A 22,141-nucleotide genomic window follows, 5' to 3' on the forward strand; every position below is an offset into this window, starting at 1 on the left:
TTTATTGCCCTGCCCCTCGTCCGTATCGTCGCCAGACCGTTACGGCAACCAGCAACAGCAGCGCCGCGCAGCTGCCCATTACAGCGGCATAGCCCTGGTCGAAGGCTCCCCTGGCCAGATTAAGCAAGTTGCCGGCCGCTTCCGGGGACATGGTTTCAGCCGTACGCAAAGCCTCGTCCAGACTGTCACGCACAAGGTGACCAGCGGGCAAGTCCGCAGGCAACTCAAGAACGGCATCGTATACCGCGGATAGGATGCTGCCCATCAAGGTAACGCCTATGGCTCCACCGAGTTCATACGAGACCTCCTCGATCGAAGCCGCCATGCCTGCGCGATCTGGCGGTGCCTTATCCATAATTGTGGAGGAAGCCGCGGTCATGGCAGCGCCCAGGCCTAAGCCCAACACGAACAGAATTACCAGTTGTGGCAACATCGGTGCGTCGTAAAACAGCATGCAGCCGGCCATGCCCAGGCCCGACACAAACAGGCTGCCGGTCAACATTTTTCGACTGCCGATACGAGGCAGCCAGCGCCCCGCCAGAGGACCGGAAATAAATGAAGCCAGTGGCAAGGGCAAGATAAAGATGCCCGCTTCCAGGGGCGACATGTCCAGCACCAGTTGCAGCCGTTGCATATAGACCAGCTCCATGCCCATCAAGGCTATCGACGCCACCAGCGCCGAGAGCACGGCAACACCGAACCCAGGGTGCCGGAAAATGGCGAAATCAAGCATGGGTTCGGTACTACGGCGCTGGCGGCGCACGAACAAGGTCATGAACACACTGCCAATAACAGCCGCGATAAGCATGTCCTGGAAAGAGGGAACCGGCTTACCCAGCTCCTTGATGGCGTAGGCCAGCCCGATTAGCCCCGCCATGACCAGCAGGGAGCCGGTCATATCCCACTTGCGATCCGGGTTGCCGGCTTGCGCAGGAATCAACCACACTGCCAGCGCCAAAGCCACAAGAACTATCGGGACGTTGATGAGAAAGACCGACCCCCACCAGAAATGCTCCAGCAGCACGCCGCCCAGGACGGGCCCGAATGCCGCTCCACCCGATGCAACGGCAGCCCACAAGCCGATGGCCATGGCACGCTCGCTGTCATCGATAAAAACCAGCCTCAGGATGGACAAGGTAGCGGGCATCATCATGGCCGCCCCCACCGCCAGCAGCGCACGCGACGCAATCAGCAGCGCCGGTGTTACGGAAAAGGCTGCCGATAGCGATGCCAGCCCGAAGACGACCAGCCCTGCCACGAACAAACGCTTGTGGCCCAGACGGTCGCCCAGCGTACCCGTGCCCAGCAGCAGGCCGGCCACGACCAGTCCGTAAGCATTGACTATCCAAAGCTTTTCGGACGCACTCGCGCGCAGATCGTGAGTCAGGGTGGGCAGCGCCGTGTAAAGGATCGTCATGTCCATGACGATCAGAAACAGGGCACTGGAAATAATGGCCAGGATCAGCCAGCGATTTGCATGATTGTCACGCATGAAAGCTCTTGAGGCAGCACAAGACGGGATCGTAACTGATTCTCTGGAGCTGTGTCTGCGTGTCGGTATGGGGTCAGGTTGCCGGGCGTGCCGCTACACGGCGGCGCACCCGGCCGGTCTTATTTCACTTCTTCGATTTGTTTAACTTCAGACGTGTTGGTGCGGACTTCCTTGCCATCCTTTTCGTATGTGACAAAGCCCTTGTCTTCGTTGATTTCGGGCTCGTCCGCCGTCATGGTGGTTTGTCCGTCTTTGGTCGTGATTTCGGTGGGGGTGGAACATCCTGCCACCACCCCTGCTCCCGCAATCGCAAAAGCCAGTAAGAATTTATTCAACGTCATAGTATGCTCCGTGAAAAAGTACATTTTCACGGTAGCAAAACGCCGTACTACATACTGTAAGGCTGTTTAAGCAATGGCATCCAGCGCTTGTTCGAGTCTGGCCACTGTACGCTCGACATTGTGCAGTTTGTCGAGCCCGAACAGGCCTAGCCTGAACGTCTTGAAGTCGCTCGGTTCGTCGCACTGCAACGGCACGCCGGCGGCGGCCTGCAAGCCTACTGCGGCAAATTTTTTGGTGGAATGGATGCCGTCGTCGGCGGTGTAGCTGACCACAACACCCGGTGCCGTGTAGCCATCGGCAGCCACACTCTTGTAGCCTTTGCGGCGCAGCAACGCACGCACGGAATCGCCCAGTTCCTGCTGCTCGGCCTTGACCTTGTCGAAACCATAAGCCTCGGTTTCAAGCATGACATTACGCAAGATCGTCAGGCTATCCGTAGGCAAGGTGGCATGGTACGCATGGCCGCCGTTTTCATAGGCTTCCATGATTTGCAGCCACTTGCGCAGGTCGCAGGCAAAGCTCGAGCTGACCGTGTCATCGATACGCTTGCGCGCCTGTTCGCTCAGCATGACCAGCCCGCAGCAAGCGGATCCCGTCCAGCCCTTTTGTGGCGCACTGATAAGGATATCGACACCGGTAGCCTGCATGTCGACCCAGATGGTGCCGGACGCAATGCAGTCAAGAACAAACAAGCCGCCTTCGGCATGCACGGCATCGGCGACCTGGCGCAGGTAGTCATCCGGCAGAATAATGCCCGAGGCGGTTTCCACATGCGGTGCAAATACCAGATCGGGCTTGTGTTGCCTGATGGCTGCTACCACCTCTTCAATCGGCGCGGGCGTGAACGGTGCCTGGTGTTCGCCGCTGACCGGGCGCGCCTTGAGCACGATGGATTCCGACGGAATGCCGCCCATATCGAAAATCTGGGTCCAACGGTAGCTGAACCAGCCATTGCGTATGACCAGGCAACGCTTGTTCGTGGCGAACTGGCGTGCCACCGCCTCCATGCCGAAGGTACCGCTACCCGGAACCACAATGGCCGACGAGGCCTTGTAAACCTGCTTCAGTACCCTTGAAATATCCTTCATGACGCCCTGGAAGGCGTTCGACATATGATTGACGGCACGATCGGTATATACAACCGAGTATTCCAGCAATCCATCGGGATCGACATTGGGCAAGAGACTGGGCATGGTGGATATCTCCGGAAATGAGTATACGAACGCAGCAGCTACCGTGGCGCCAGGCGTTGGCGCAGCAGACTGGCTGCGACGGGTTTTTCGACCGATTGTAGACCATAGTTGCCGGGACTAGCGGCCTGTCTTATGCAAGACCATTGCCCAGCCAGTCTATGCCAGTCTCGCCACGCTCGCGCAGCCAGTCATTGGCCTGGCGGAAATGGCCGCAGCCCATGAAAGGACGCGGCGGACGCGTGGCCGACAAGGGAGAGGGATGATTGGCCTTGAGCACCAGCACCGGCCCGGCGGGCGGCTGTGCCTGCAGCAGCATTTCTTTTGACTGGGCATGCGCCCCCCAAAGCAGGAAGACTTTGGGCCGGGATTCGCGCAGCACCCGGCTGATGATCGCATCAGTGATCACTTCCCAGCCGCGTTTTGCGTGCGACGCAGGCTGGTGCGCTTCCACGGTCAGCGCCGTATTCAACAACAGCACGCCCTGCCTGGCCCAGCGCACCAGGCTATGACTTTGCTTGGCAAAACCATCCGGATACTCTTTGGCCAGTTCGGCGAACATATTTCTCAGACTGGGCGGAATACGGCAGAAGTCGGGAACAGAAAAGGCCAGCCCCTGAGCCTGGTTAGGCCCGTGGTATGGGTCCTGCCCCAGAATGATCACCTGGACCTGCTCTGGTGCCGTTTCAAGCAAAGCCCTGAAGGGCCTTAAAGGAAAGATTTGTGCACCTTCCTGCAAGCGCTGGTCCAGAAAACCATCGAGATCAAGCAGCGTTTGCTGTTCCCGCATGCTCGAAAATGCGTCCTGCCAGCTCGGAGGCAAACTGGCAGCCTGCGCCAGCAAATCACCCTGAAAGGCGTTTTGCACCGGATCGGAGGCAGACGGCTGCGCCTTGGAAAGTTGGTCGTTATCCATAGGAATCAGATGCTAGCACAGCCCGCTGTGGGGTAACTGTTTCTGAACACACCCAACAAGACCGGGCAATTAAGTTATTCTGTTGGAATCTTTATGAAGGAGTATCCCTATGACCCAAGCCTCAGCTCGCCACATTCTTGTTTCCACCGAAGAGAAATGCCAGGAGCTCAAGGCCGCCATTGAAGGCGGCGCCGATTTTGCACAAGTAGCCCGTGAAAACTCCAGTTGCCCATCCAGCCGCGATGGCGGAAACCTGGGCACATTTGGCCGTGGCCAAATGGTCAGGGAATTCGACGAGGTCGTTTTCAGCGCGCCTGTGAACGTCGTGCAAGGCCCGGTAAAAACCCAGTTTGGTTATCACTTGGTCGAAGTGACCAGCCGCCAGGACTAAAAGCGCACCGCACCGGCGCCCAACCCCGGGGGCCGGTGCGGCCGGCCTGCGCTGCCTAGCGCGTTGCCAGCACGTATATGCCCTGCACCAAATACACCACCCCGATCGTCATCACCAACCCCTTGGTCCAGCGCCTGAACTGACTGTCCGTCAGTTTTTCAAGTACGAATTTACTAAGTGTGGTGCCCGTTATGGCCATCACAACTGCGATCACCATCGCCACTTCCTCGGCCCCGCTGTCACCCTGCATGAGCTGTGCAAAATAGATCAGCTTGGCCAGGTGGGACACGGTCTGGCAGGCCGCCTTGGTGGCCACCACCGAACGCCGGTCCATCTCGCTGCGCACAAAGAAAATATCCAGCAAAGGCCCCGACACACCCGCAATAAACTGCATGCTGACGTTTACAAACCCGCACACTTCCGCCCCCCAGCGGCTGCTGGCCTGCAGAACATAGCGCGCAGGCACCAGCACGGCAAAAAACGGAACAATACCCAGGCTGATGAGCACCATCGCCCGGTCGGGCACGAACCCCACGAACGAAAACAGCAGTCCGGCGGCCAGCAAACCCAGGATATAGCGGCCGAATATCCGGAAATCAACATTGCGTCGCCAAAGTATGGCTCGCCAGCCGTTGGAGGTCATCTGTGCGGTACCGTGCAGCACCATAGCTGTCGATACGGGCACTACCGCAATCAGGATACCCATGAGCACCATGCCGCCGGCCATGCCGAACACACCCGACAAGAAAGAGGTTCCCAGCACCGAAAGCGCCAATACCGCCAATAAGCCTGTTTGCACTATATATATCCTTACCTTACGCACAACCGCCGTCGCATGGCGGAAAATTATATAGTGCCGCCGCCAGGCACTGCAGCCAACTGCAACAAAGCCCGCCGGCGGCTGAGAACTGCGCTGGCTTGATTCCCGTCAACACAAGGTAAAAATACCCATGCCAACATTAGGGTAATTACCAGCAACACTAAGGGGATCACCATGTCAAGAAAGCTTTTAATTTCCACTTTGTGCGCTGCGCTCGCCCTGGGCGCCTCTGCAGTCAGCGCAGAAACTCAACCCACAGACCAGCTACGGGAAACTGCTCGCCAGCTGTTCAAGCCCATTCCCGAAATGGAAGTCGTCATCAAGGAAAAAAATCTGTCATCCGAACAGATAGAACTGGGTAAATGGCTGTTCTTTGAACCGCGGCTGTCACGCAGCCAGATCATCACCTGTAATACCTGCCACAGTGTCGGTACCGGCGGAGCCGACAATATTTCCACATCGATAGGCCACGGCTGGCAGGCCGGGCCTCGCAACTCACCAACCGTACTGAACGCCGTATTCAATGTGGCCCAGTTCTGGGACGGCCGCGCCAAAGACCTGGCCGAACAGGCCAAGGGCCCGGTGCAGGCCAGCGTGGAAATGAATGCTACACCCGAGTATGTGGAAGAAACCCTGCGCAGCATTCCCGAATACGTGGAGTTCTTCGGTCGCGCCTTCCCCAACGAACAAGACCCTGTCTCTTTCGACAACATGGCCAAGGCCATCGAAGCCTTTGAAAGCACGCTGGTCACGCCGAATTCCCGGTTTGACCAATACCTTGCGGGCAAACCCACCCTCAATGCCTCTGAGCTGAACGGGCTTGGCCTGTTCATCAACAAAGGCTGCGTCGCCTGCCACTCCGGCATCAACCTGGGTGGGCAAGGCTATTTCCCCTTTGGCGTCATCAAGAAACCCGGTGCCGATATCCTGCCCCCGGGCGATAAAGGTCGTTTCACCGTCACCAACACCGCCTCTGACGAATATGTATTCCGTGCAGGCCCTTTGCGCAATATTGCCCTGACCGCACCCTACTTCCACACCGGCGAAGTATGGGATCTGGAACAGGCCGTCGCCATCATGGGTTCCAGCCAGCTGGGCCACGAGCTGAACGATGACGAGGTCAAGGCCATTACCCAGTTCCTGCACACCCTGACAGGCGATCAGCCACAAGTGGTTTATCCCACATTGCCACGCAGCACGGCGGCTACGCCCAAGCCTCAGCAGTAAGCTTACGATCGGCGCCCAAGGGGCGCCGTTCTCTTATAGCGGGAACTTGGGCAGTGACCGCTTGTGCTCCGACCCGCGGTAAATGCGCACTATGGTCTCGTACGCTCGCTCAGATACCTGCTTGCCTTCCAGGAAGTCATCAATTTCGTCGTAACTGACGCCAAAGGCGTCTTCGTCGGGCTTGAGCGGCGTCAGTGTTTCAAGGTCGGCGGTAGGCACTTTCATGACCAGGGATTCGGGGGCACCCATGGTTCTGGCCAGCGCCCTTACGCGACGTTTGTTCAGGCCGGTCAGCGGTGTCAGGTCGGCAGCACCATCGCCAAACTTGGTGAAGAAACCCATCAGGGCTTCGGCTGCGTGATCGGTGCCCACGACCAGGCCACCATGCGCCCCCGCCACGGCATACTGCGCGATCATGCGCTGACGCGCCTTGATATTTCCGTGCAGAAAATCCTGATGGGCCGCATCACGAAAAACCGTCCCACTGGCCAGCACCTCATTGAGCATGGCATCGGCAGCCGGTCTGATATTCACTGTAAACAGGCGATCAGGCTTTATGCATTCAAGTGAGGCCTGGGCATCAGGCTCGTCGCGCTGCTCGCCATAAGGCAGGCGCATGGCTACGAACGTGGCGTCACCACCCTGCTTGCGCACGCGCTCGGCAGCGCGCTGGGAAAGCAAACCGCCCACCAGGGAATCCACACCGCCACTGATTCCCAGCACCAGGGCCCGCGCGCCTGTGGAAAGCAGGTAATCCGCAAGGAAAGCCACCCGGCGTTCTATTTCACGTTCCGCGTTGAAGTCGCGGTCGACACGCAGGTCAGCAATAATGTCATTCTGAACGGCAAGGGGGTCGCAATTGTGCACGATATTTTCTTTCCAAAGTGAGATCGGAGGCACTGCGCCTACATCTGCGCAGCCTGCAGGGCTATGATACGACACAGAACAATACAGGTTTTCTCCCCATGAGCGCTACACCCTCAACCAGCATCGTGCTGGCGGCTACCCTGGCCGTGCAATCGCTGGTCTCCATGTGCCTGATCACCTTGCCAGTAGTCGCCCCTGCCGTTGCTGAATCCCTCGGCATATCTGCAGCTTATGTGGGCCTGTATATCGCGATCGCCTATGCCGGCGCCATGACGGCCAGCCTGCTTGCCGGCGGCGCGGTACGACGGTTCGGTGCCATACGTGCCAGCCAGGCGGGTCTGATTCTGTGTGCGATCGGGGTTTCGGTCTGCGCCATCGCCTCGCCGTTCGCTTCGGCTGCCGGGGCCTTGCTGATTGGTTTGGGATACGGCCCCATTACACCGGCCAGCTCTCATTTGCTGGCACTGAGCACGCCGGCACACCGCATGTCGTTTGTGTTTTCCATCAAGCAAACAGGCGTGCCGGTTGGAGGCATACTGGCCGGCGTAGTCGTGCCGGGGCTCAGCGGCATTATGGGCTGGCAATCGGCCTTTCTGATCGTTGCACTCGTCAGCCTGCTGTGCGCACTATGCATACAGCCACTTTGCGCCGCTCTTGATGCCGACCGGAATCCGGCACAACGCCTTTCCTTCGGCAACGGGCTGGCAGGCCCGCTGAAACTCGTTTTCAGTCATCGCAGCCTGGCTGTCATGGCCGCCGTGTCTTTTCTGTTCTCCATCTCGCAAGTATCGCTCACGACCTACATGGTGACTTACCTGCACGAAGACTTGAGCATAGGCCTGATTGTGGCCGGCTTCATCCTGGCGGTCGCGCAAATGGCGGGCGTTGCCGGACGCCTGCTATGGGGCTATATGTCAGATCGATTTCTTGGGCCGATCAGAATGCTGGCCTGCCTGGCGCTGATTATCGGTATCTGCGCCCTGATCACGCCTTTGCTGCAATACATGAATACGTACTGGCTCATACTGCTGGTGCTATCCATTTTTGGAAGCAGCGCCATAGGCTGGAATGGCGTATACCTGGCTGAAGTGGCGCGCCAGGCACCCGCAGGGCAGGCCAGCATCGCCACGGGCGGTACGCTGTCGATGACTTTTCTGGGGGTTGTGGTCGGGCCGCCTTTGTTCGGCCTGATTGCCAGCCTGACGGGCAGCTATGGTGCGGCCTTCGCATCGCTGACGGTACCTGTGGCGGTCTGTCTGTGGCTGCTCTGGCGCTACCGGGCCGCATTCGCGGCCCCCGCCGGCAAGTAAACTCGTGCTTTCGGCCCGGCAACGACCGGGCCTGATGCTCTGTTCTAGAAGTTATCGAGCACGGCGCCCGTGCTGGCCGTAGACGCATTGAAGGCGAACTTGGCCTGCACACCACGCGTATAGCGCGGTGCCGGAGCCTTCCATGCGGCACGCCGTTTTTCGATTTCGGCTTCGGGCACGTTCAGCTGCAGCAACAGCTGATGCGCGTCGATGGTGACGGAATCGTTTTCTTCCACCAGGGCAATGGTGCCACCCACGGCCGCTTCCGGCGCCACGTGACCCACCACCATGCCCCAGGTTCCGCCAGAGAACCGGCCGTCGGTGATCAGACCCACGGAATCGCCCAGACCGGCACCTATCAGGGCTCCGGTAGGTGCCAGCATTTCCGGCATGCCGGGCCCGCCCTTGGGCCCCAGATAACGAAGAATCATGACGTCGCCCGCCTTGATCTTGCCGTCGAGAATGGCCTGGAGCGCGGACTGCTCGTCGTCAAACACACGTGCAGGGCCTGTAATGACCGGATTTTTCAGCCCCGTGATTTTGGCCACGGCGCCTTCGGGCGACAGATTGCCTTTCAGAATGGCCAGATGGCCCTGCTTGTACAAGGCTTTGTCGAGCGTGCGGATAACTTTCTGATCGGCGCTGGGTGTATCGGGGATATCGGCCAGTTGCTCGGCAATCGTTTGTCCGGTAATGGTCATGCAATCGCCGTTGATCAGGCCGGCGTTCAGCAGCATCTTCATGACCTGCGGCACGCCACCCGCCTTGTGAAAATCGACCGCCAGATACTGGCCGCTGGGCTTGAGGTCGCAGATGACGGGCACGCGCTGACGCACACGCTCGAAATCGTCGATGGTCCATTCCACACCAGCCGCATGGGCGATGGCCAGAATATGCAGCACGGCGTTGGTTGAGCCACCGGTTGCCATTACCACGCTTACAGCGTTTTCTATGGATTTACGGGTAACGATGTCGCGCGGTTTCAGATCGAGTTCAATGGCCTTGAGCAGCACACGGGCGGATTCAGCCGCCGATTGTGTTTTTTCATCGTGCACGTTGGCCATGGTGGACGAATACGGCAGGCTCATGCCCAAAGCCTCGAAGGCCGAGCTCATGGTGTTGGCGGTATACATGCCGCCGCAGGAACCCGGCCCGGGAATCGCGTGCAACTCAATCTGCTTGAGCTCCTGGTCGCTCATGCGTCCGGCGGCGTTTTCACCCACGGCCTCGAAGACGCTGACGATGTTCAGGTCTTTGTTGTTCAGGCGGCCCGGCAATATGGTTCCGCCGTACACATAAATGGACGGCACGTTGGCGCGCAACATGCCCATCATGCCGCCCGGCATGTTTTTGTCGCAGCCGCCGATAACCACCACGCCGTCCATCCACTGGCCCTGCACGCAGGTTTCGACGCAATCGGCAATGACCTCGCGCGAGACCAGCGAGTACTTCATGCCTTCGGTGCCCATGGCCATGCCATCGGAAATGGTGGGGGTACCAAAAACCTGGGCATTACCACCTGAAGCCTCGATGGCCTCGATGGCCGCGTCGGCCAGCTTCTGCAGGCCGCTGTTACAGGGCGTAATGGTGCTGTGCCCGTTGGCCACACCCACCATGGGCTTGCTGAAATCTTCTTCTTTGTAGCCCAGGGCGTAGTACATGGAACGATTGGGCGCGCGGGCCGGCCCCTGGGTGATATTGGCGGACCGCAGACGTTTGGACGAGCTCATTACCTTCCTTGTATTTCAGACCATTGAATTGCAGGCGCCGTCTGGCGGACCGGCCTGCCTGAGATTGAATTAGTTTATTCCATTTCCAGTTTGAGCGGGCGCATACGCAGGCTTTTAGAGCCCGGCAAGGTCGGTACTACACCCTATCGGCATGCTGGCAGCCGGCGACTATCCCGGCCAAACTTGACTTGCATCATGGATGCCCACAAGAAAGCATGCAATCATCCATAACTGAGAATCGTTAACAATAGGATCGGCCAAAAAATGCTGTACAAACGCTATGCCACACTGGCCCTCAGCCTGTTTTTGGGTCTGGCGACGGCAGCGTCTCCGGCTCAGGCAGCCAAAAAATACAAATCCCTGACTTTGGCCGGCCCCGCCGCAGTAGTCACCTACCCCTTGCTGCATATGGTCGAAACCGGCGCCTTGGCCGAGTACACCGACAAGCTGAATTTCCAGCTGTGGCAAAGTCCCGATCAACTGCGCGTTCTGCTGGCCAAGAAAGAAATCGATTTCAGCGCATCACCCAGCAATCTGCCGGCGCTCATGGCCAACCGCGGAGCGCCTGTACGACTGCTGAATATATCGGTTTGGGGTATTTTATGGCTGGTCAGCCGCGACCCTGAAGTCAATACCTTTGCCGACCTGGCCGGCCGTGAACTGCTGGTGCCTTTTCAGCGCGACTTGCCTGCCGCCCTGCTCGAGGCCTTGCTGGCCAAGCAGAACTTTCCCGCCGATCAGCAGGTCAGTCTGCGCCACACCCGGGACGCGCAAGACGCAATCGCCCTCATGCTTACCGGCCAGGGCCAGAACGCCTTATTGGTCGAACCCACGGCTTCACTGCTGGTATGGCGCAATCGGCAGCAGAACGGAGCGCCGCTGCGCAAAGTCGAAAGCCTCGAGTCCAGCTGGCGCCTCAGCTTCCCCGAACAGGCCGAGCTGCCCCAGGCCGGCATCATGGCCAACTCAACCGTCGCCAACGACATCGAGCTAAGCCGTGCCGTAGAGCAAGCCTATGCACGTTCGGCCACCTGGTGCAAAGAGCAGCCCCAGGCCTGCGCCCAGCTAGTGCATGCCCACATTCCCCATCTGCCCGCCGAAGCCGTTGAAAATGCCATCCGAACCACCCGCCTGGACAGCCGTTCGGCCAGCAGTGTGCGGCCACAATTGGAAGCGCTTTACTCCTTGCTGGGCAAGCATAACCCTGATGCCATAGGCGGCCGACTGCCCGACGCAGCGTTCTACGGACCATGAAAAACGTCATGCCAAAAAAGCCGCAACGCACCTCGCGGCTCTGGTCATTGATCGGTGTACTGCTCATTTTGCTTGGCTGGGAGCTAACCGCCCGCTACATGGGGCCCTTGCTGATGGCCACGCCCATGCAGGCACTGCGCGCAGCCGTCACGCTGGTACAAAGCGAGGCTTTCCGCGAGCATGCCGGCGCCAGCCTGACACGCATAGTCATAGGCGTGGGCACGGGTTGCCTGATTGGCTTTTTCCTGGGTGTACTGGCCGGCCATAACGCCAGGCTGCGCGGATTGCTCGAGCCGCTGCGCTGGCTGCTCATGGCCATCCCCCCGGTCATTGTGGTGGTGCTGGCCATGCTCTGGTTCGGACTGGGCTCGTCCATGGTGATCTTCATAACCGTGCTGATGATGATACCCGGCATGTACGTCAATACGGTCAAGGGCATGCTGCTGGTCGACAGGTCGCTGGTCGAAATGACACACGTCTATCGCTTCGGACCCTGGCTGCGGCTGCGCCATCTTTATCTGCCCGCCCTCGCCGCGCCCCTGACGGCTGCGCTTCTGATCGCCACCTGCGGCGGCGTACGGCTGGTGGTCATGGCCGAAGTGCTGGGCGCCAACAGTGGCGCCGGTTTCGCCCTGGCCAATGCACGCAGCACCTTTGACAGCGCCGAGCTTTACGCTTGGGTCATTCTGATCCTGTTGCTGGTGGCAGTGCTTGAGTTCGCACTGCTGCAACCGGTGCAGCGCCGCCTGACCCAATGGCAGGAGCCCAGCCATGCTTGAGTTGTGCGCCGTCTCATTGAACTTCGGAAAGGTTGCCGTCCTGGACGGCATAGATTTCGCTCTGCGCCCAGGCGAGCGTGTTGGCATTCTTGGCGCCAGCGGCACAGGCAAAAGTTCTCTGCTGAAAATGGCGGCCGGCCTGCTGGCCGCCAGCAGCGGCGCCTGCATCAATAGCTACCGACACCCGCTGCTTGTTTTCCAGGAGCCGCGCCTGCTGCCCTGGCGCCGCATTCACCAGAACATAGAAATTCCCTTGCTGGCGGCGGGCCTTTCCGCCCGTCAGGCGCAGGTCCGCGCCGAACATTGGCTGGCCCGGGTAGGGCTGGCCGCTTCCGCACAGGCCTGGCCGCATGAGCTGTCCGGCGGCATGGCCCAGCGCGCCTCGCTGGCCCGCGCCTTTGCGCTGGAACCCGATCTGTTGCTGCTGGATGAACCCTTCAGCGCGCTCGATCCGGCCCTGCGCGCCGACCTGGGCAAGCTCTGCGTGCAATGTGCCGCCGACACCGGCGCAGCCATGCTGTGCATCAGCCATCACCCCCACGAACTGGTCGAAATGGTCGAACGCTGCATACTGATTGCCGACCAGAAAATCCAGTCATTTGAACTGGGCGACTCCGCAGCCAGTCGCCAGGAAGTCGCCCACTTGCTGCATCGTACTTTGCTAAACCAAGAGCCCTTATCTCCATGAGTTATCCAATCCTGTTAACCCTGCATCTGTTTGCCGCCCTGATCTTCATCGGCACGGTTTTTTTCGAAGTCATATTCCTGGAAGGGGTGCGCAAGCATGTGCCGCGCGAGGTCATGCGCACCATGGAAACCGCCATCGCCACAAGGGCACGCAGTCTGATGCCATGGGTGCTGCTGGTGCTGTACAGCGCCGGGATAGGCATGGCCTGGTATCACCGTGGCGCCCTGGCACATCCGCTGGACAGCAGTTTCGGGTTGCTGCTGACCATCAAGATCGTTCTGGCCCTGAGTGTTTTCGGGCACTTCCTGACCGCCATGACCCTGGGAAAGAAAGGCAAGCTGCGCTCCGTACATTTCAAGTACATCCACATCAGCGTGTTCTGTCACATGGTAGGCATCGTTTTGCTGGCCAAGGCGATGTTCTACCTGCACTGGTGATACCCACCGATCTTTTTTTCACAGGCACAACACTTCCATGACCACCAGCCCTTTCCCCCTAATGGTGCTAAGCACCGCACTGGGTGCTGTATGGCTGTCCGGCGCACAAGCCCAGGACGCCACCACCTTGTCTCCCATCGTCGTCACCAGCGAAGCTGCGGCCACGCCACTGCAACCCGGACCCGCGGCCGAGCGCGCCAAGCTGCAGCGCGTCCCCGGCGGCACCAATCTGATCATCCCGCAAGACGAAGTCAAGCTCGTCACCCTGCGCGATGCGCTCGATTATCAGCCCGGCATTGTGGTGCAAGACTTTTTCGGCGGCATCGACCAGCCACGCCTGAATATCCGTGGCTCCGGCATACAAAGCAATCCGCTCAACCGGGGCGTGCTGCTCATGCAGGACGGCCTGCCCTTGAATCAGGCCGACGGCTCGTTCGTAATTGGCTTGCTGGAACCGCGCAATGCGCGCCAGATCAGCGTGCGCCGTGGCGCCAATGCCTTATCGGCAGGCGCCACCACCCTGGGTGGCGAACTGGACTTTCAATCGTTCACAGGAACCGGCAATGACGTCATCAGCGTGGAAGGCGGCAGCTTCGGGCGCCTGGGCCTGCATGCCGCCAAAGGCCTGGAGGGTGAAAAGCTCGACGGGCGCGTTGCCCTGAGCTATGACAAGGCCGAAGGATACCGGCATCACTCCGACTCCGAGCGTACGGCATTCCATGGCAACTTCGGCATACGCGGCGAGAACTTCGAGAACCGCACTTATATATCGTATACCGACCTTGAATTTGACATTCCCACCGTCGTGCCCAAGACCCGGGTCTGGGATGACCCACGCGGCGTCATGGGAGATCAGCCTGGCGACCAACCCAATATCTACCTGCGTGATCCACACCGCAAAACCGAACAGTTGCGTCTGGCCAACCGAACCTACTGGGGCAACGAGGATCTGAACCAGACTTTCGGCGTGTACTGGCAGAATCTTGACGACACCTTTACCGACCCCACGGTTTCAACACCCACCAAAGGGGATACCTACGGCGCCCAATGGGCACTGAACGGCAAATGGAATACGCTGGACTATCGCCTGGCACTGGATTGGGCCCGCAGCGATCTGGACCGCGATCAATATATAGTCAACCCGGCCAATGGCAGCAACCTGAAGCGCTTCGGAGACTATTCCCTGCAGGCCGAAAACCGCAGCGCCATGCTGGGACTGCAATGGCACGTTACCCCGCAATGGAGTCTGGTCGGCGACATCAAATACACGCAGGCCGTGCGTGACACCCACGACAACAATACAGGTGTGAATACGGATCAGGACTGGTCTTATGCCAGCCCCAGAATCGGTGTGATCTGGCAACCGGACGACAGGCTGCGCATGTTCGCAAACATCAGCCGCAGCAACGAAGCCCCGAGCTACTGGGAGATCATCACAGGCAGCGTCCAGAACCCCATGATGGGCCTGGCAAGCACCGGCGTCACCGAACTCGATGTACAGCGCGCCACGACTTATGAGCTGGGCGCCGAAGGCAGCCTGTTCGACGGGCGCTATGCCGCCAACTGGTCGCTGGTTCTATACCGCAGCAACGTCGAAAACGAACTCATGAGCCTGACCAATGCCTCGGGCTTCGGCTCGGCGGGTACTTTCAACTACACCGACCGCACCCGGCACCAGGGTATCGAGGCCGGCCTGACGGGCACGCTGCCCGGTCCCGCCATGGGGGCTTTTGATTACCGTATCGCCTACACCTTCAGCGACTTTCGCTTTCGCGGCGGCGAATACGACGGCAACCGGATCGCAGGCGTACCCCGCCACATGGTCAGCGCCGAGCTGATGTACCGCAAAGGCGGCCTGCGCTTTGGCCCCAACCTGCGCTGGATGCCCACCGACACGCCCGTCAACCACGCCAACGTGCCCGGCACCGAACAGAACTCGTACGCACTGCTGGGCTTCAAGGTCGCCTACCAGCACGACAAGCACTGGAATGCCTGGCTGGCCGCCGACAACCTGACCGATCGCCGCTACATCAGCAGCTACGCCATACGCAATGTATCGGTGGCGACGGCGCCAGGCTACCTGCCCGGCAATGGCCGCAGCATCAGTGCGGGGCTGAGCTACAAGTTCTAGGCGGTCATGGCGGCGGGCCTGTCTCGGGCCGCCGCACGCTGGTCATGGCGGCGCGCATTTTGGCGCATAATGTTCCTGAAATAAAAACCCAGGAACCGCCATGACCCAACTTGCGCCCGTCGTACTCATCACCGGAGCCAGCCGCGGCATCGGTGCAGCCACCGCCATTGCCGCTGCCCGCGATGGCTACAACGTCGCCATCAATTACCTGAACGATGCCGCCGCGGCACAAGCAGTCGTCGACGCAGTCAGACAACATGGACGCAAGGCTGTGGCGATTCAGGGCGACGTCGGCCTGCCCGCCGATATTCCACGCCTGTTCCAGCAAACCGAGCAGCACCTGGGGCCTCTGACCGCACTGGTCAACAATACCGGCATCACCGGCCCCATAGGGCCGTTTTCCCAAACAACGGACACCACCATAGAACGCGTCTTCCAGGTCAATGTGTTCGGTGTCATGCAATGCGCACGCCAGGCCCTGGCGTGCTTTGCCCGCAATGGCTCGAATGGAGTCATTGTGAATGTGTCGTCGGTAGCTGCCCGCACAGGCAGTCCCAACGAATATATTCATTATGCAGCCAGCAAGGCGGCAGTCGATACGTTCACACTGGGACTCGCCCGCGAAGTCGCCACGACCGGCGTGCGCGTGTGCGGTGTCTCGCCAGGATCCACCCTGACGCAAATCCATGCAACGGCAGGTGAGCCGGGCCGCCCCGAGCGCGTTGCCCCCAAGATACCCATGGGCCGACTGGCCCGGCCGGAAGAAATCGCCGAAGCCGTGGTATGGCTGCTGTCGCCTGCGGCTTCTTATATGACGGGCACCGTCGTACAATGCGCCGGCGGGCTGTAAACACCACCGGCATTACAATGGCGTCCCGCATTCACACTCCGGCTCGCTTCCCATGACCTCCAACGCCATCATCGTCTGCCCTTCTTCTGATCTTGTGGACGGCGGTCTGGCCTGCAAGCTGCCCGTGCAGCACAAAAGCGGGACCACGACAGCGTTTTTCGTCCGCTATCAGGGACAGGTGCGTGGATACCTGAACCGCTGTCCGCATATGGGATCGGAGCTGGACTGGGAAAATCAGGTTTTTACCCGGGCCGGCGATCAGCTGATGTGCGCGCGTCATGGCGCAACTTTCGAACCCGCCACCGGAGAGTGCACGGGCGGGCCGTGTCAGCCCAGCAGGTTGACCGCCCTGACTGTTACAGAGGCAGAGCACGACGGAATACCGGTCGTGCTCTGGTGGCCGCAAGACTAGAACAGCTTGGCGCCGGAAACCTCGACGATTTCCTTGTACTTGGCCAGGTCATTCTTGACCAATGCCGCCAGGTCTTCGGGCGTGCCCGGTTTGGTGTCGGAGCCCATGGTCAGCAAGTTCTTGCGTACATCGGGGTCGTTCAGGGCCTTGGCATAGGCAGCATTCAGGACATCGATTTTTGCCTTGGGAGTACCGCCCGTGGCAAACACGCCAAACCAGGTGCCGATATCAAAATCCTTGATGCCTGCTTCCTGCATGGTGGGCAAATCAGGATAAATGGATGAGCGTTCGGCAGTGGTAACCGCAAGTGCTTTTACCTTGCCGTCCTTGATCAGCGACGAAGCCGATGCCAGGTTGTCGAACATGAAATTGGTTTGCCCGGCCAGCAATGCCATTTTGGCAGGTGCCGCACCGGCATAGGGTACGTGCACAGTGTTGATGTCGGCACGCACGTTGAGCAATTCGCCTGCCAGATGGCCGGCGCTGCCATTGCCGCCGGAACCGAAATTCAGCAAGCCAGGGTTCTTTTGCGCGTAATGGGCCAGGTCCTGCACGGTATTGATCTTGTTGTTAGCGGCAAACTCGCTGTTCAGGATCAGGACATTGGGCACCGATGCCACCAGAACAACAGGCTCGAAGCTGGTAACCGGGTCAAAAGGCAGTTCGCTGTAGAGCCAGGGATTGATAGCGTTGATGGCAACGGCCCCCATGACCAGGGTGTAGCCGTCGGGTTTGGCCTTGGCTGCCTGGCCCGCACCTATATTGCCACCCGCGCCGGGTTTGTTCTCGACAACCACCGTACCCAGATCATCTTTAACTTTTTCCGCCAACAGGCGGGCCATGCCGTCAAGCGGGCCACCTGCTGCGTAAGGCACGATAAATTGTATGGGTTTGGAAGGATAGCTTTCCTGTGCCGCTGCAGGAGAGGCACCGACCGACAGAGCCAGGCAGGAGACTACGACGCCCAGGGCAGACGTAACGGATTTGAAACCAGACAACATACAAATACCTAATAATGAGTTACAGAAAAATAGAACCCTACACCAATTTTCGCCTTTAGTGCAGAATTTGGCTCAGAAACAGCTTGGTCCGCTCATTCTGGGGGTTGTCGAAGAATGCGTCGGGTGTGTTTTCTTCTATGATCTGACCCTGATCCATAAAGATCACCCGGTCGGCCACTTTGCGTGCGAATCCCATTTCGTGCGTCACGCACAGCATGGTCATGCCGCTTTCCTCAGCCAGACTCACCATCACTTCCAGCACTTCCTTGACCATTTCGGGATCAAGTGCGGAGGTGGGTTCGTCGAACAGCATGATCTTGGGGCTCATGCAAAGGGAGCGCGCAATGGCCACCCGCTGCTGCTGCCCGCCAGACAGCTGGCCTGGAAACTTCGAGGCCTGCTCGGGTATACGCACACGCTCCAGATACTTCATGGCCGTAGCCTCGGCCTCGGCTTTGGATTTTTTCAGAACCCAGACCGGGCCCAAGGTCAGGTTCTCGAGCACCGTAAGATGGGGAAAAAGATTGAAGTGCTGAAACACCATGCCGACGTCGCGTCGTATGGTTTCGATTTGCTTTAAATCATTGGTCAGCTCGGTACCATCGACCACAATGCTGCCTTGCTGGTGCTCTTCCAGCCGGTTGATGCAGCGGATCATGGTCGATTTGCCCGAACCCGAGGGGCCGCAAATAACGATACGTTCGCTGGGCGCAACATTCAGATTGATATTGCGCAGCACATGAAACTGACCGTACCACTTGTTGACATCCGCCATGCGAATAATGGCCTCTGGCATGTCTGTACTCCCTTGTTATCTCTGCCCGCCCTATGGCGGGCAACATGCTGATTAGCGCTGATAGCCCGTTTGCAAATGCTTCTCCAGCGATTGGCTGTAACGGGAAATCGAAAAGCAGAAAATAAAATAAATGACCGCGATGAACAGATAGGCCTCTGTGCTGAAGCCTCGCCATGCGGCATCGGCTACCGCTGTCTTGGCCGCCAAAGTCAGATCAAAGATGCCAATAATGACCACCAGCGAGGTATCTTTAAACAAAGAGATAAAAATACCGACCAGCGGCGGAATCACGACCTTCAGTGCCTGTGGCAGGATGATCTTGCGCATCTGCTGCCAATAACTCAGGCCTATGGACTCAGCCCCCTCGTACTGGCCTTTGGGTATGGCCTGCAGGCCGCCCCGCACAGTTTCGGCAATATAGGCAGCCGCAAAAAGAATGATGGCAATTTGCGCCCGCAGGAGCTTATCGATGCTGAAGCCCTCGGGGAGGAACAATGGCAGCATGACCGACGACATGAACAGCAGGCTGATCAGCGGCACACCGCGTATCAGCTCGATGTAGACCACACACATTGCTTTCACTGCGGGCATGTGCGAACGCCGGCCCAGCGCCAGCAGCAAACCGAAAGGAAAGGCCACCGCAATGCCGAAAGTAGCCAGAATCAGCGTTAGCGGCAGACCACCCCAACGCGAATTCTCGACAGGCGTGAGGCCAAACACGCCGCCCCACATCAGTATGCCGACAACGACCAGGGCCACCGCCCAGATCAGGCCCAGAAACGGCTTCCAGAACCACCTTATGCAACTGCACACAATGACACTGACAAGAATGATGCTGGCCAGCAGCGGACGCCACTGCTCATCATAAGGATAGACACCAAACAGGATCAAACGATGCTTCTCGGCGATGAAAGCCCAGCATGCGCCACCCGAAGCACGGCATTCCTGCGCGTTCTGGGCATCGAAGTTGGCGTCGATAAACAACCAGTCGACCAATGCCGGAATCGAAAAGACCAGCAGCCAGACAACCAGAACGGTCAGCAGCGTATTCAGCGGAGATGAAAACAGACTGGCACGCAGCCAACCCAGGACGCCTTGCTGCGTACGCGGCGGTGGCAAGGCTTGCACCGAAGTAGTATTCGTGCTCATTTAGCGCTCCACCAGCGCAATGCGCTTGTTATACCAGTTCATGAAGATCGAGATCGACAGACTGACCGTAAGGTAGGCGGCCATAATGATCAGGATACCTTCGATGGCCTGCCCGGTCTGATTCAGTGTCGTGTTAACCACCGATACGATGTCGGGATAGCCAATGGCTACCGCCAGCGAGCTGTTTTTGGTCAGGTTCAGGTACTGGCTGGTCATTGGGGGAATAATGACCCGCAGCGCCTGCGGCAGAATAACCAGTCGCAACATGCGGCCACGTGGCAATCCTATGGCTTCGGCTGCTTCCCATTGTCCCCGGTTGACTGACTGTATGCCCGAGCGCACGACTTCGGCGACAAAGGCCGAGGTATAGATCACCAATCCGGCCAACAGTGCGGCAAACTCGGGCGACAAATTGATGCCGCCAACAAAGTTAAAACCCTTCAGGGCAGGCATATCAAGCGAAAGCGATGCTCCGCTGATCAGCCAGGCAACCACAGGAAAGACTATCAGCAGCCCCAGAGCAACCCGGACCAACGGAAAAATAACGCCGGTCGCTTCCTGGCGTTTCCTGGCCCAATGGCCCAGAAAGATAATGACCAATATGGCCAATCCCAGGCCGGCCAGTATCCAGTCCAGCGCATCGCCCTGCAGCGCAGGCAGCTTCAGGCCACGATTGGAAAGAAAGACTCCCGCCACCGGATTCAGTGCATTGCGAGGGCCGGGCATCACTTCGGTGATGATGGCATACCAGAAGAACAGTTGCAGCAATAACGGTATATTGCGCATGACTTCTATATAGGCACTGGTGACCCGGGAAAGCAGCCAGTTTTTGGAGAGCCGGGCTATGCCGAGCAGGGTGCCGAACACGGTCGCCGCAACAATACCGATCACAGAGACCCGCAGCGTATTCAGTATGCCTACCCAGATGGCACGGCCATAGGTGTCGGCAGGGGTATACGGAATGACCGATTCGCCGATGGCGAAACCTGCCTCACGGTGCAGAAAGTCAAAACCGGTCGAAATATTGCGCACGGCAAGGTTATGCAAGGTGTTGCTGACCAGGTACCACACGCCCAGGCCAACAACTCCCAGCACCAACACCTGATAAATCAGGGAGCGGAAGCCCGGATCGTTCCAGGACAAGCGTCGCTTGGGTGCTTGAGGTACAGAAGTTTTATTCGTCATAGAGATGCAACCATTGGGGAACCTGACGCAGCACTCCCCTTACTGAACGGCCAGGCCGGGTGTAATACCCGGCCTTGTTGAACGTATCCGCTCAGTCTTAGCGGATAGGCCAGCCGTACATCAGGCCGCCGTCACGCCACTGGGCGTTGATGCCGCGCTCGAGCTTCATGGCGGAACCCCCACCAAGGTTGCGATCGAAAGACTCGCCGTAATTGCCCACTTGCTTGACGATGTTGTAGGCCCATTTGTTATCGAGCCCCAGGCCCTTGCCCATTTCACCGGTTACACCCAGTATGCGCTGGATGTTGGGGTTGGAGCTCTTGAGCATTTCGTCGACATTCTTGGAGGTAATGCCGTATTCTTCTGCTTCGAGCATGGTGTTCAGAGCCCAACGCACCACCATGAACCACTGATCATCACCCTGACGCACCATGGGACCCAGCGGCTCTTTGGAGAAGTCTTCGGGCAGAATGACGTGATCGTCTGGTTTTTCGAGCGTGGTGCGAATGGTTGCCAGGCCTGATTTATCGGTGGTGAACGCATCGCAACGGCCGGCCACATAAGAGCGCATGGCTTCGTCGGGGCTGTTGATGACCACCGGTTTGAAGTCAAGGTTGTTGGCGCGGAACCAGTCGGCCAGGTTCAGCTCGGTAGTTGTGCCCGGCTGTACGCAGACTGCGGCGCCGCTGAGTTCCTTGGCACTTTTTACACCCAGTTCCTTGCTGACCATGATGCCCTGGCTGTCGTAGTAGTTGACGCCTGCGCTCATGAGGCCCAGGGTGGTGTCACGCGTCATGGTGGCGGTGGTGTTGCGGGTCAGGACATCGATTTCACCCGACTGCAGTGCGGTGAAGCGCTGCTGAGTTGTAACGGGTGTTGTCTTGAATTTGGTGGCATCGCCAAACATCATGGTGGCAATTGCCTTGCACAGATCGACGTCGATACCGGACCATACGCCCTTGCTGTCTGCAATGGAAAACCCGGGCAGCGCAGTATGCGTGCCGCACTGAACAAAACCCTTGGCTTTGACAGCGTCGTAGGTTTCACCGGCCTGAGCCGTTGCGGCAACAAAAAACAAGGAGGCGCCAATGGCAGCTGCTTTAATTAGTTTCATGGGTTGTCTTCCGTTTTAGTTCGAATTGATATTCACGGCATACAATAACTATTGAGCCGT

Annotated in this window: 22 protein-coding genes; 10 read left to right on the forward strand and 12 right to left on the reverse strand. The window is 58.7% G+C overall.

The window, feature by feature from the left end:
* Position 1: 1 nt before the first annotated feature.
* The 4 genes from LKR43_RS12915 to LKR43_RS12930 form a co-directional block, all read right to left on the reverse strand.
* On the reverse strand, positions 2–1,492 hold the full coding sequence (locus LKR43_RS12915) for an MFS transporter (protein WP_227684479.1): 1,491 nt from the start codon (positions 1,490–1,492) through the stop codon (positions 2–4).
* A 119-nt stretch (positions 1,493–1,611) separates the two neighbouring features.
* Complete coding sequence (locus LKR43_RS12920) at positions 1,612–1,833, reverse strand: YgdI/YgdR family lipoprotein (protein WP_227684480.1); 222 nt, start codon at positions 1,831–1,833, stop codon at positions 1,612–1,614.
* A gap of 66 nt (positions 1,834–1,899) precedes the next feature.
* Positions 1,900–3,027 (reverse strand): aminotransferase class V-fold PLP-dependent enzyme, encoded by a 1,128-nt coding sequence (locus LKR43_RS12925; RefSeq protein WP_227684481.1) that lies wholly within the window; start codon positions 3,025–3,027, stop codon positions 1,900–1,902.
* 130 nt (positions 3,028–3,157) lie between these two features.
* On the reverse strand, positions 3,158–3,940 hold the full coding sequence (locus LKR43_RS12930; protein ID WP_227684482.1) for a uracil-DNA glycosylase: 783 nt from the start codon (positions 3,938–3,940) through the stop codon (positions 3,158–3,160).
* 109 nt (positions 3,941–4,049) lie between these two features.
* Between LKR43_RS12930 and LKR43_RS12935 the strand changes: the two genes are divergently transcribed.
* The gene (locus LKR43_RS12935; protein WP_227684483.1) at positions 4,050–4,331 is read left to right on the forward strand and encodes a peptidylprolyl isomerase; all 282 of its coding nucleotides are present in this window, start codon (positions 4,050–4,052) and stop codon (positions 4,329–4,331) included.
* Positions 4,332–4,386: 55 nt separating this feature from the next.
* Here LKR43_RS12935 and LKR43_RS12940 read toward each other — a convergent pair whose 3' ends face one another.
* The gene (locus tag LKR43_RS12940) at positions 4,387–5,130 is read right to left on the reverse strand and encodes a TSUP family transporter (protein ID WP_227684484.1); all 744 of its coding nucleotides are present in this window, start codon (positions 5,128–5,130) and stop codon (positions 4,387–4,389) included.
* Between the two features lie 195 nt (positions 5,131–5,325).
* On the opposite strand from LKR43_RS12940, the gene LKR43_RS12945 reads away from it, so the two are divergent.
* Positions 5,326–6,378, forward strand: a complete 1,053-nt coding sequence (locus tag LKR43_RS12945; RefSeq protein WP_305080629.1) for a cytochrome-c peroxidase — start codon at positions 5,326–5,328, stop codon at positions 6,376–6,378.
* 33 nt (positions 6,379–6,411) lie between these two features.
* On the opposite strand, the gene nadE is transcribed toward LKR43_RS12945, so the two are convergent.
* A complete protein-coding gene (nadE, locus tag LKR43_RS12950; RefSeq protein ID WP_370632116.1) occupies positions 6,412–7,245 on the reverse strand; it encodes an ammonia-dependent NAD(+) synthetase in 834 nt (277 codons plus the stop codon).
* Between the two features lie 98 nt (positions 7,246–7,343).
* Between nadE and LKR43_RS12955 the strand changes: the two genes are divergently transcribed.
* Positions 7,344–8,555, forward strand: coding sequence for an MFS transporter (locus LKR43_RS12955; RefSeq protein ID WP_227684485.1), 1,212 nt, complete (start codon positions 7,344–7,346; stop codon positions 8,553–8,555).
* 44 nt (positions 8,556–8,599) lie between these two features.
* Here LKR43_RS12955 and ilvD read toward each other — a convergent pair whose 3' ends face one another.
* Entirely contained in the window at positions 8,600–10,285 is a 1,686-nt protein-coding gene (ilvD, locus tag LKR43_RS12960) for a dihydroxy-acid dehydratase (RefSeq protein ID WP_227684486.1), read from the reverse strand.
* A 264-nt stretch (positions 10,286–10,549) separates the two neighbouring features.
* On the opposite strand from ilvD, the gene LKR43_RS12965 reads away from it, so the two are divergent.
* The 7 genes from LKR43_RS12965 (at position 10,550) to LKR43_RS12995 (ending at position 16,836) form a co-directional block, all read left to right on the forward strand.
* Positions 10,550–11,539, forward strand: a complete 990-nt coding sequence (locus LKR43_RS12965) for an ABC transporter substrate-binding protein (RefSeq protein ID WP_227684487.1) — start codon at positions 10,550–10,552, stop codon at positions 11,537–11,539.
* 8 nt (positions 11,540–11,547) lie between these two features.
* Positions 11,548–12,318: an ABC transporter permease gene (locus LKR43_RS12970; RefSeq protein WP_227684488.1), complete on the forward strand. Its 771-nt coding sequence runs from the start codon at positions 11,548–11,550 to the stop codon at positions 12,316–12,318.
* Positions 12,311–13,006, forward strand: coding sequence for an ATP-binding cassette domain-containing protein (locus LKR43_RS12975; protein ID WP_227684489.1), 696 nt, complete (start codon positions 12,311–12,313; stop codon positions 13,004–13,006). The genes LKR43_RS12970 and LKR43_RS12975 overlap by 8 nt, the downstream gene beginning before the upstream one ends.
* Complete coding sequence (locus tag LKR43_RS12980) at positions 13,003–13,443, forward strand: CopD family copper resistance protein (RefSeq protein WP_227684490.1); 441 nt, start codon at positions 13,003–13,005, stop codon at positions 13,441–13,443. Before LKR43_RS12975 ends, LKR43_RS12980 begins: the two co-directional genes overlap by 4 nt.
* 37 nt (positions 13,444–13,480) lie before the next feature.
* Positions 13,481–15,574: a TonB-dependent receptor gene (locus LKR43_RS12985; protein WP_227684491.1), complete on the forward strand. Its 2,094-nt coding sequence runs from the start codon at positions 13,481–13,483 to the stop codon at positions 15,572–15,574.
* A 100-nt stretch (positions 15,575–15,674) separates the two neighbouring features.
* Positions 15,675–16,424, forward strand: a complete 750-nt coding sequence (locus LKR43_RS12990) for an SDR family oxidoreductase (RefSeq protein WP_227684492.1) — start codon at positions 15,675–15,677, stop codon at positions 16,422–16,424.
* A 52-nt stretch (positions 16,425–16,476) separates the two neighbouring features.
* Positions 16,477–16,836 carry a Rieske 2Fe-2S domain-containing protein gene (locus LKR43_RS12995; protein WP_227684493.1) on the forward strand — a complete coding sequence of 120 codons (360 nt, stop codon included), beginning with the start codon at positions 16,477–16,479 and terminating at the stop codon, positions 16,834–16,836.
* On the opposite strand, the gene LKR43_RS13000 is transcribed toward LKR43_RS12995, so the two are convergent.
* The 5 genes from LKR43_RS13000 to LKR43_RS13020 form a co-directional block, all read right to left on the reverse strand.
* Positions 16,833–17,837 carry a tripartite tricarboxylate transporter substrate binding protein gene (locus tag LKR43_RS13000; protein ID WP_227684494.1) on the reverse strand — a complete coding sequence of 335 codons (1,005 nt, stop codon included), beginning with the start codon at positions 17,835–17,837 and terminating at the stop codon, positions 16,833–16,835. The genes LKR43_RS12995 and LKR43_RS13000 overlap by 4 nt on opposite strands.
* Before the next feature lie 55 nt (positions 17,838–17,892).
* The gene (locus tag LKR43_RS13005) at positions 17,893–18,633 is read right to left on the reverse strand and encodes an amino acid ABC transporter ATP-binding protein (RefSeq protein ID WP_227684495.1); all 741 of its coding nucleotides are present in this window, start codon (positions 18,631–18,633) and stop codon (positions 17,893–17,895) included.
* A 51-nt stretch (positions 18,634–18,684) separates the two neighbouring features.
* Positions 18,685–19,782 (reverse strand): amino acid ABC transporter permease, encoded by a 1,098-nt coding sequence (locus LKR43_RS13010; protein WP_227684496.1) that lies wholly within the window; start codon positions 19,780–19,782, stop codon positions 18,685–18,687.
* Positions 19,783–20,967 carry an amino acid ABC transporter permease gene (locus tag LKR43_RS13015; protein ID WP_255676055.1) on the reverse strand — a complete coding sequence of 395 codons (1,185 nt, stop codon included), beginning with the start codon at positions 20,965–20,967 and terminating at the stop codon, positions 19,783–19,785.
* 97 nt (positions 20,968–21,064) lie between these two features.
* Positions 21,065–22,081: an amino acid ABC transporter substrate-binding protein gene (locus tag LKR43_RS13020; RefSeq protein WP_227684497.1), complete on the reverse strand. Its 1,017-nt coding sequence runs from the start codon at positions 22,079–22,081 to the stop codon at positions 21,065–21,067.
* Positions 22,082–22,141 lie beyond the last annotated feature (60 nt).

This window comes from Pusillimonas sp. MFBS29, assembly GCF_020687695.1.
Lineage (GTDB): Bacteria > Pseudomonadota > Gammaproteobacteria > Burkholderiales > Burkholderiaceae_B > Pusillimonas_C.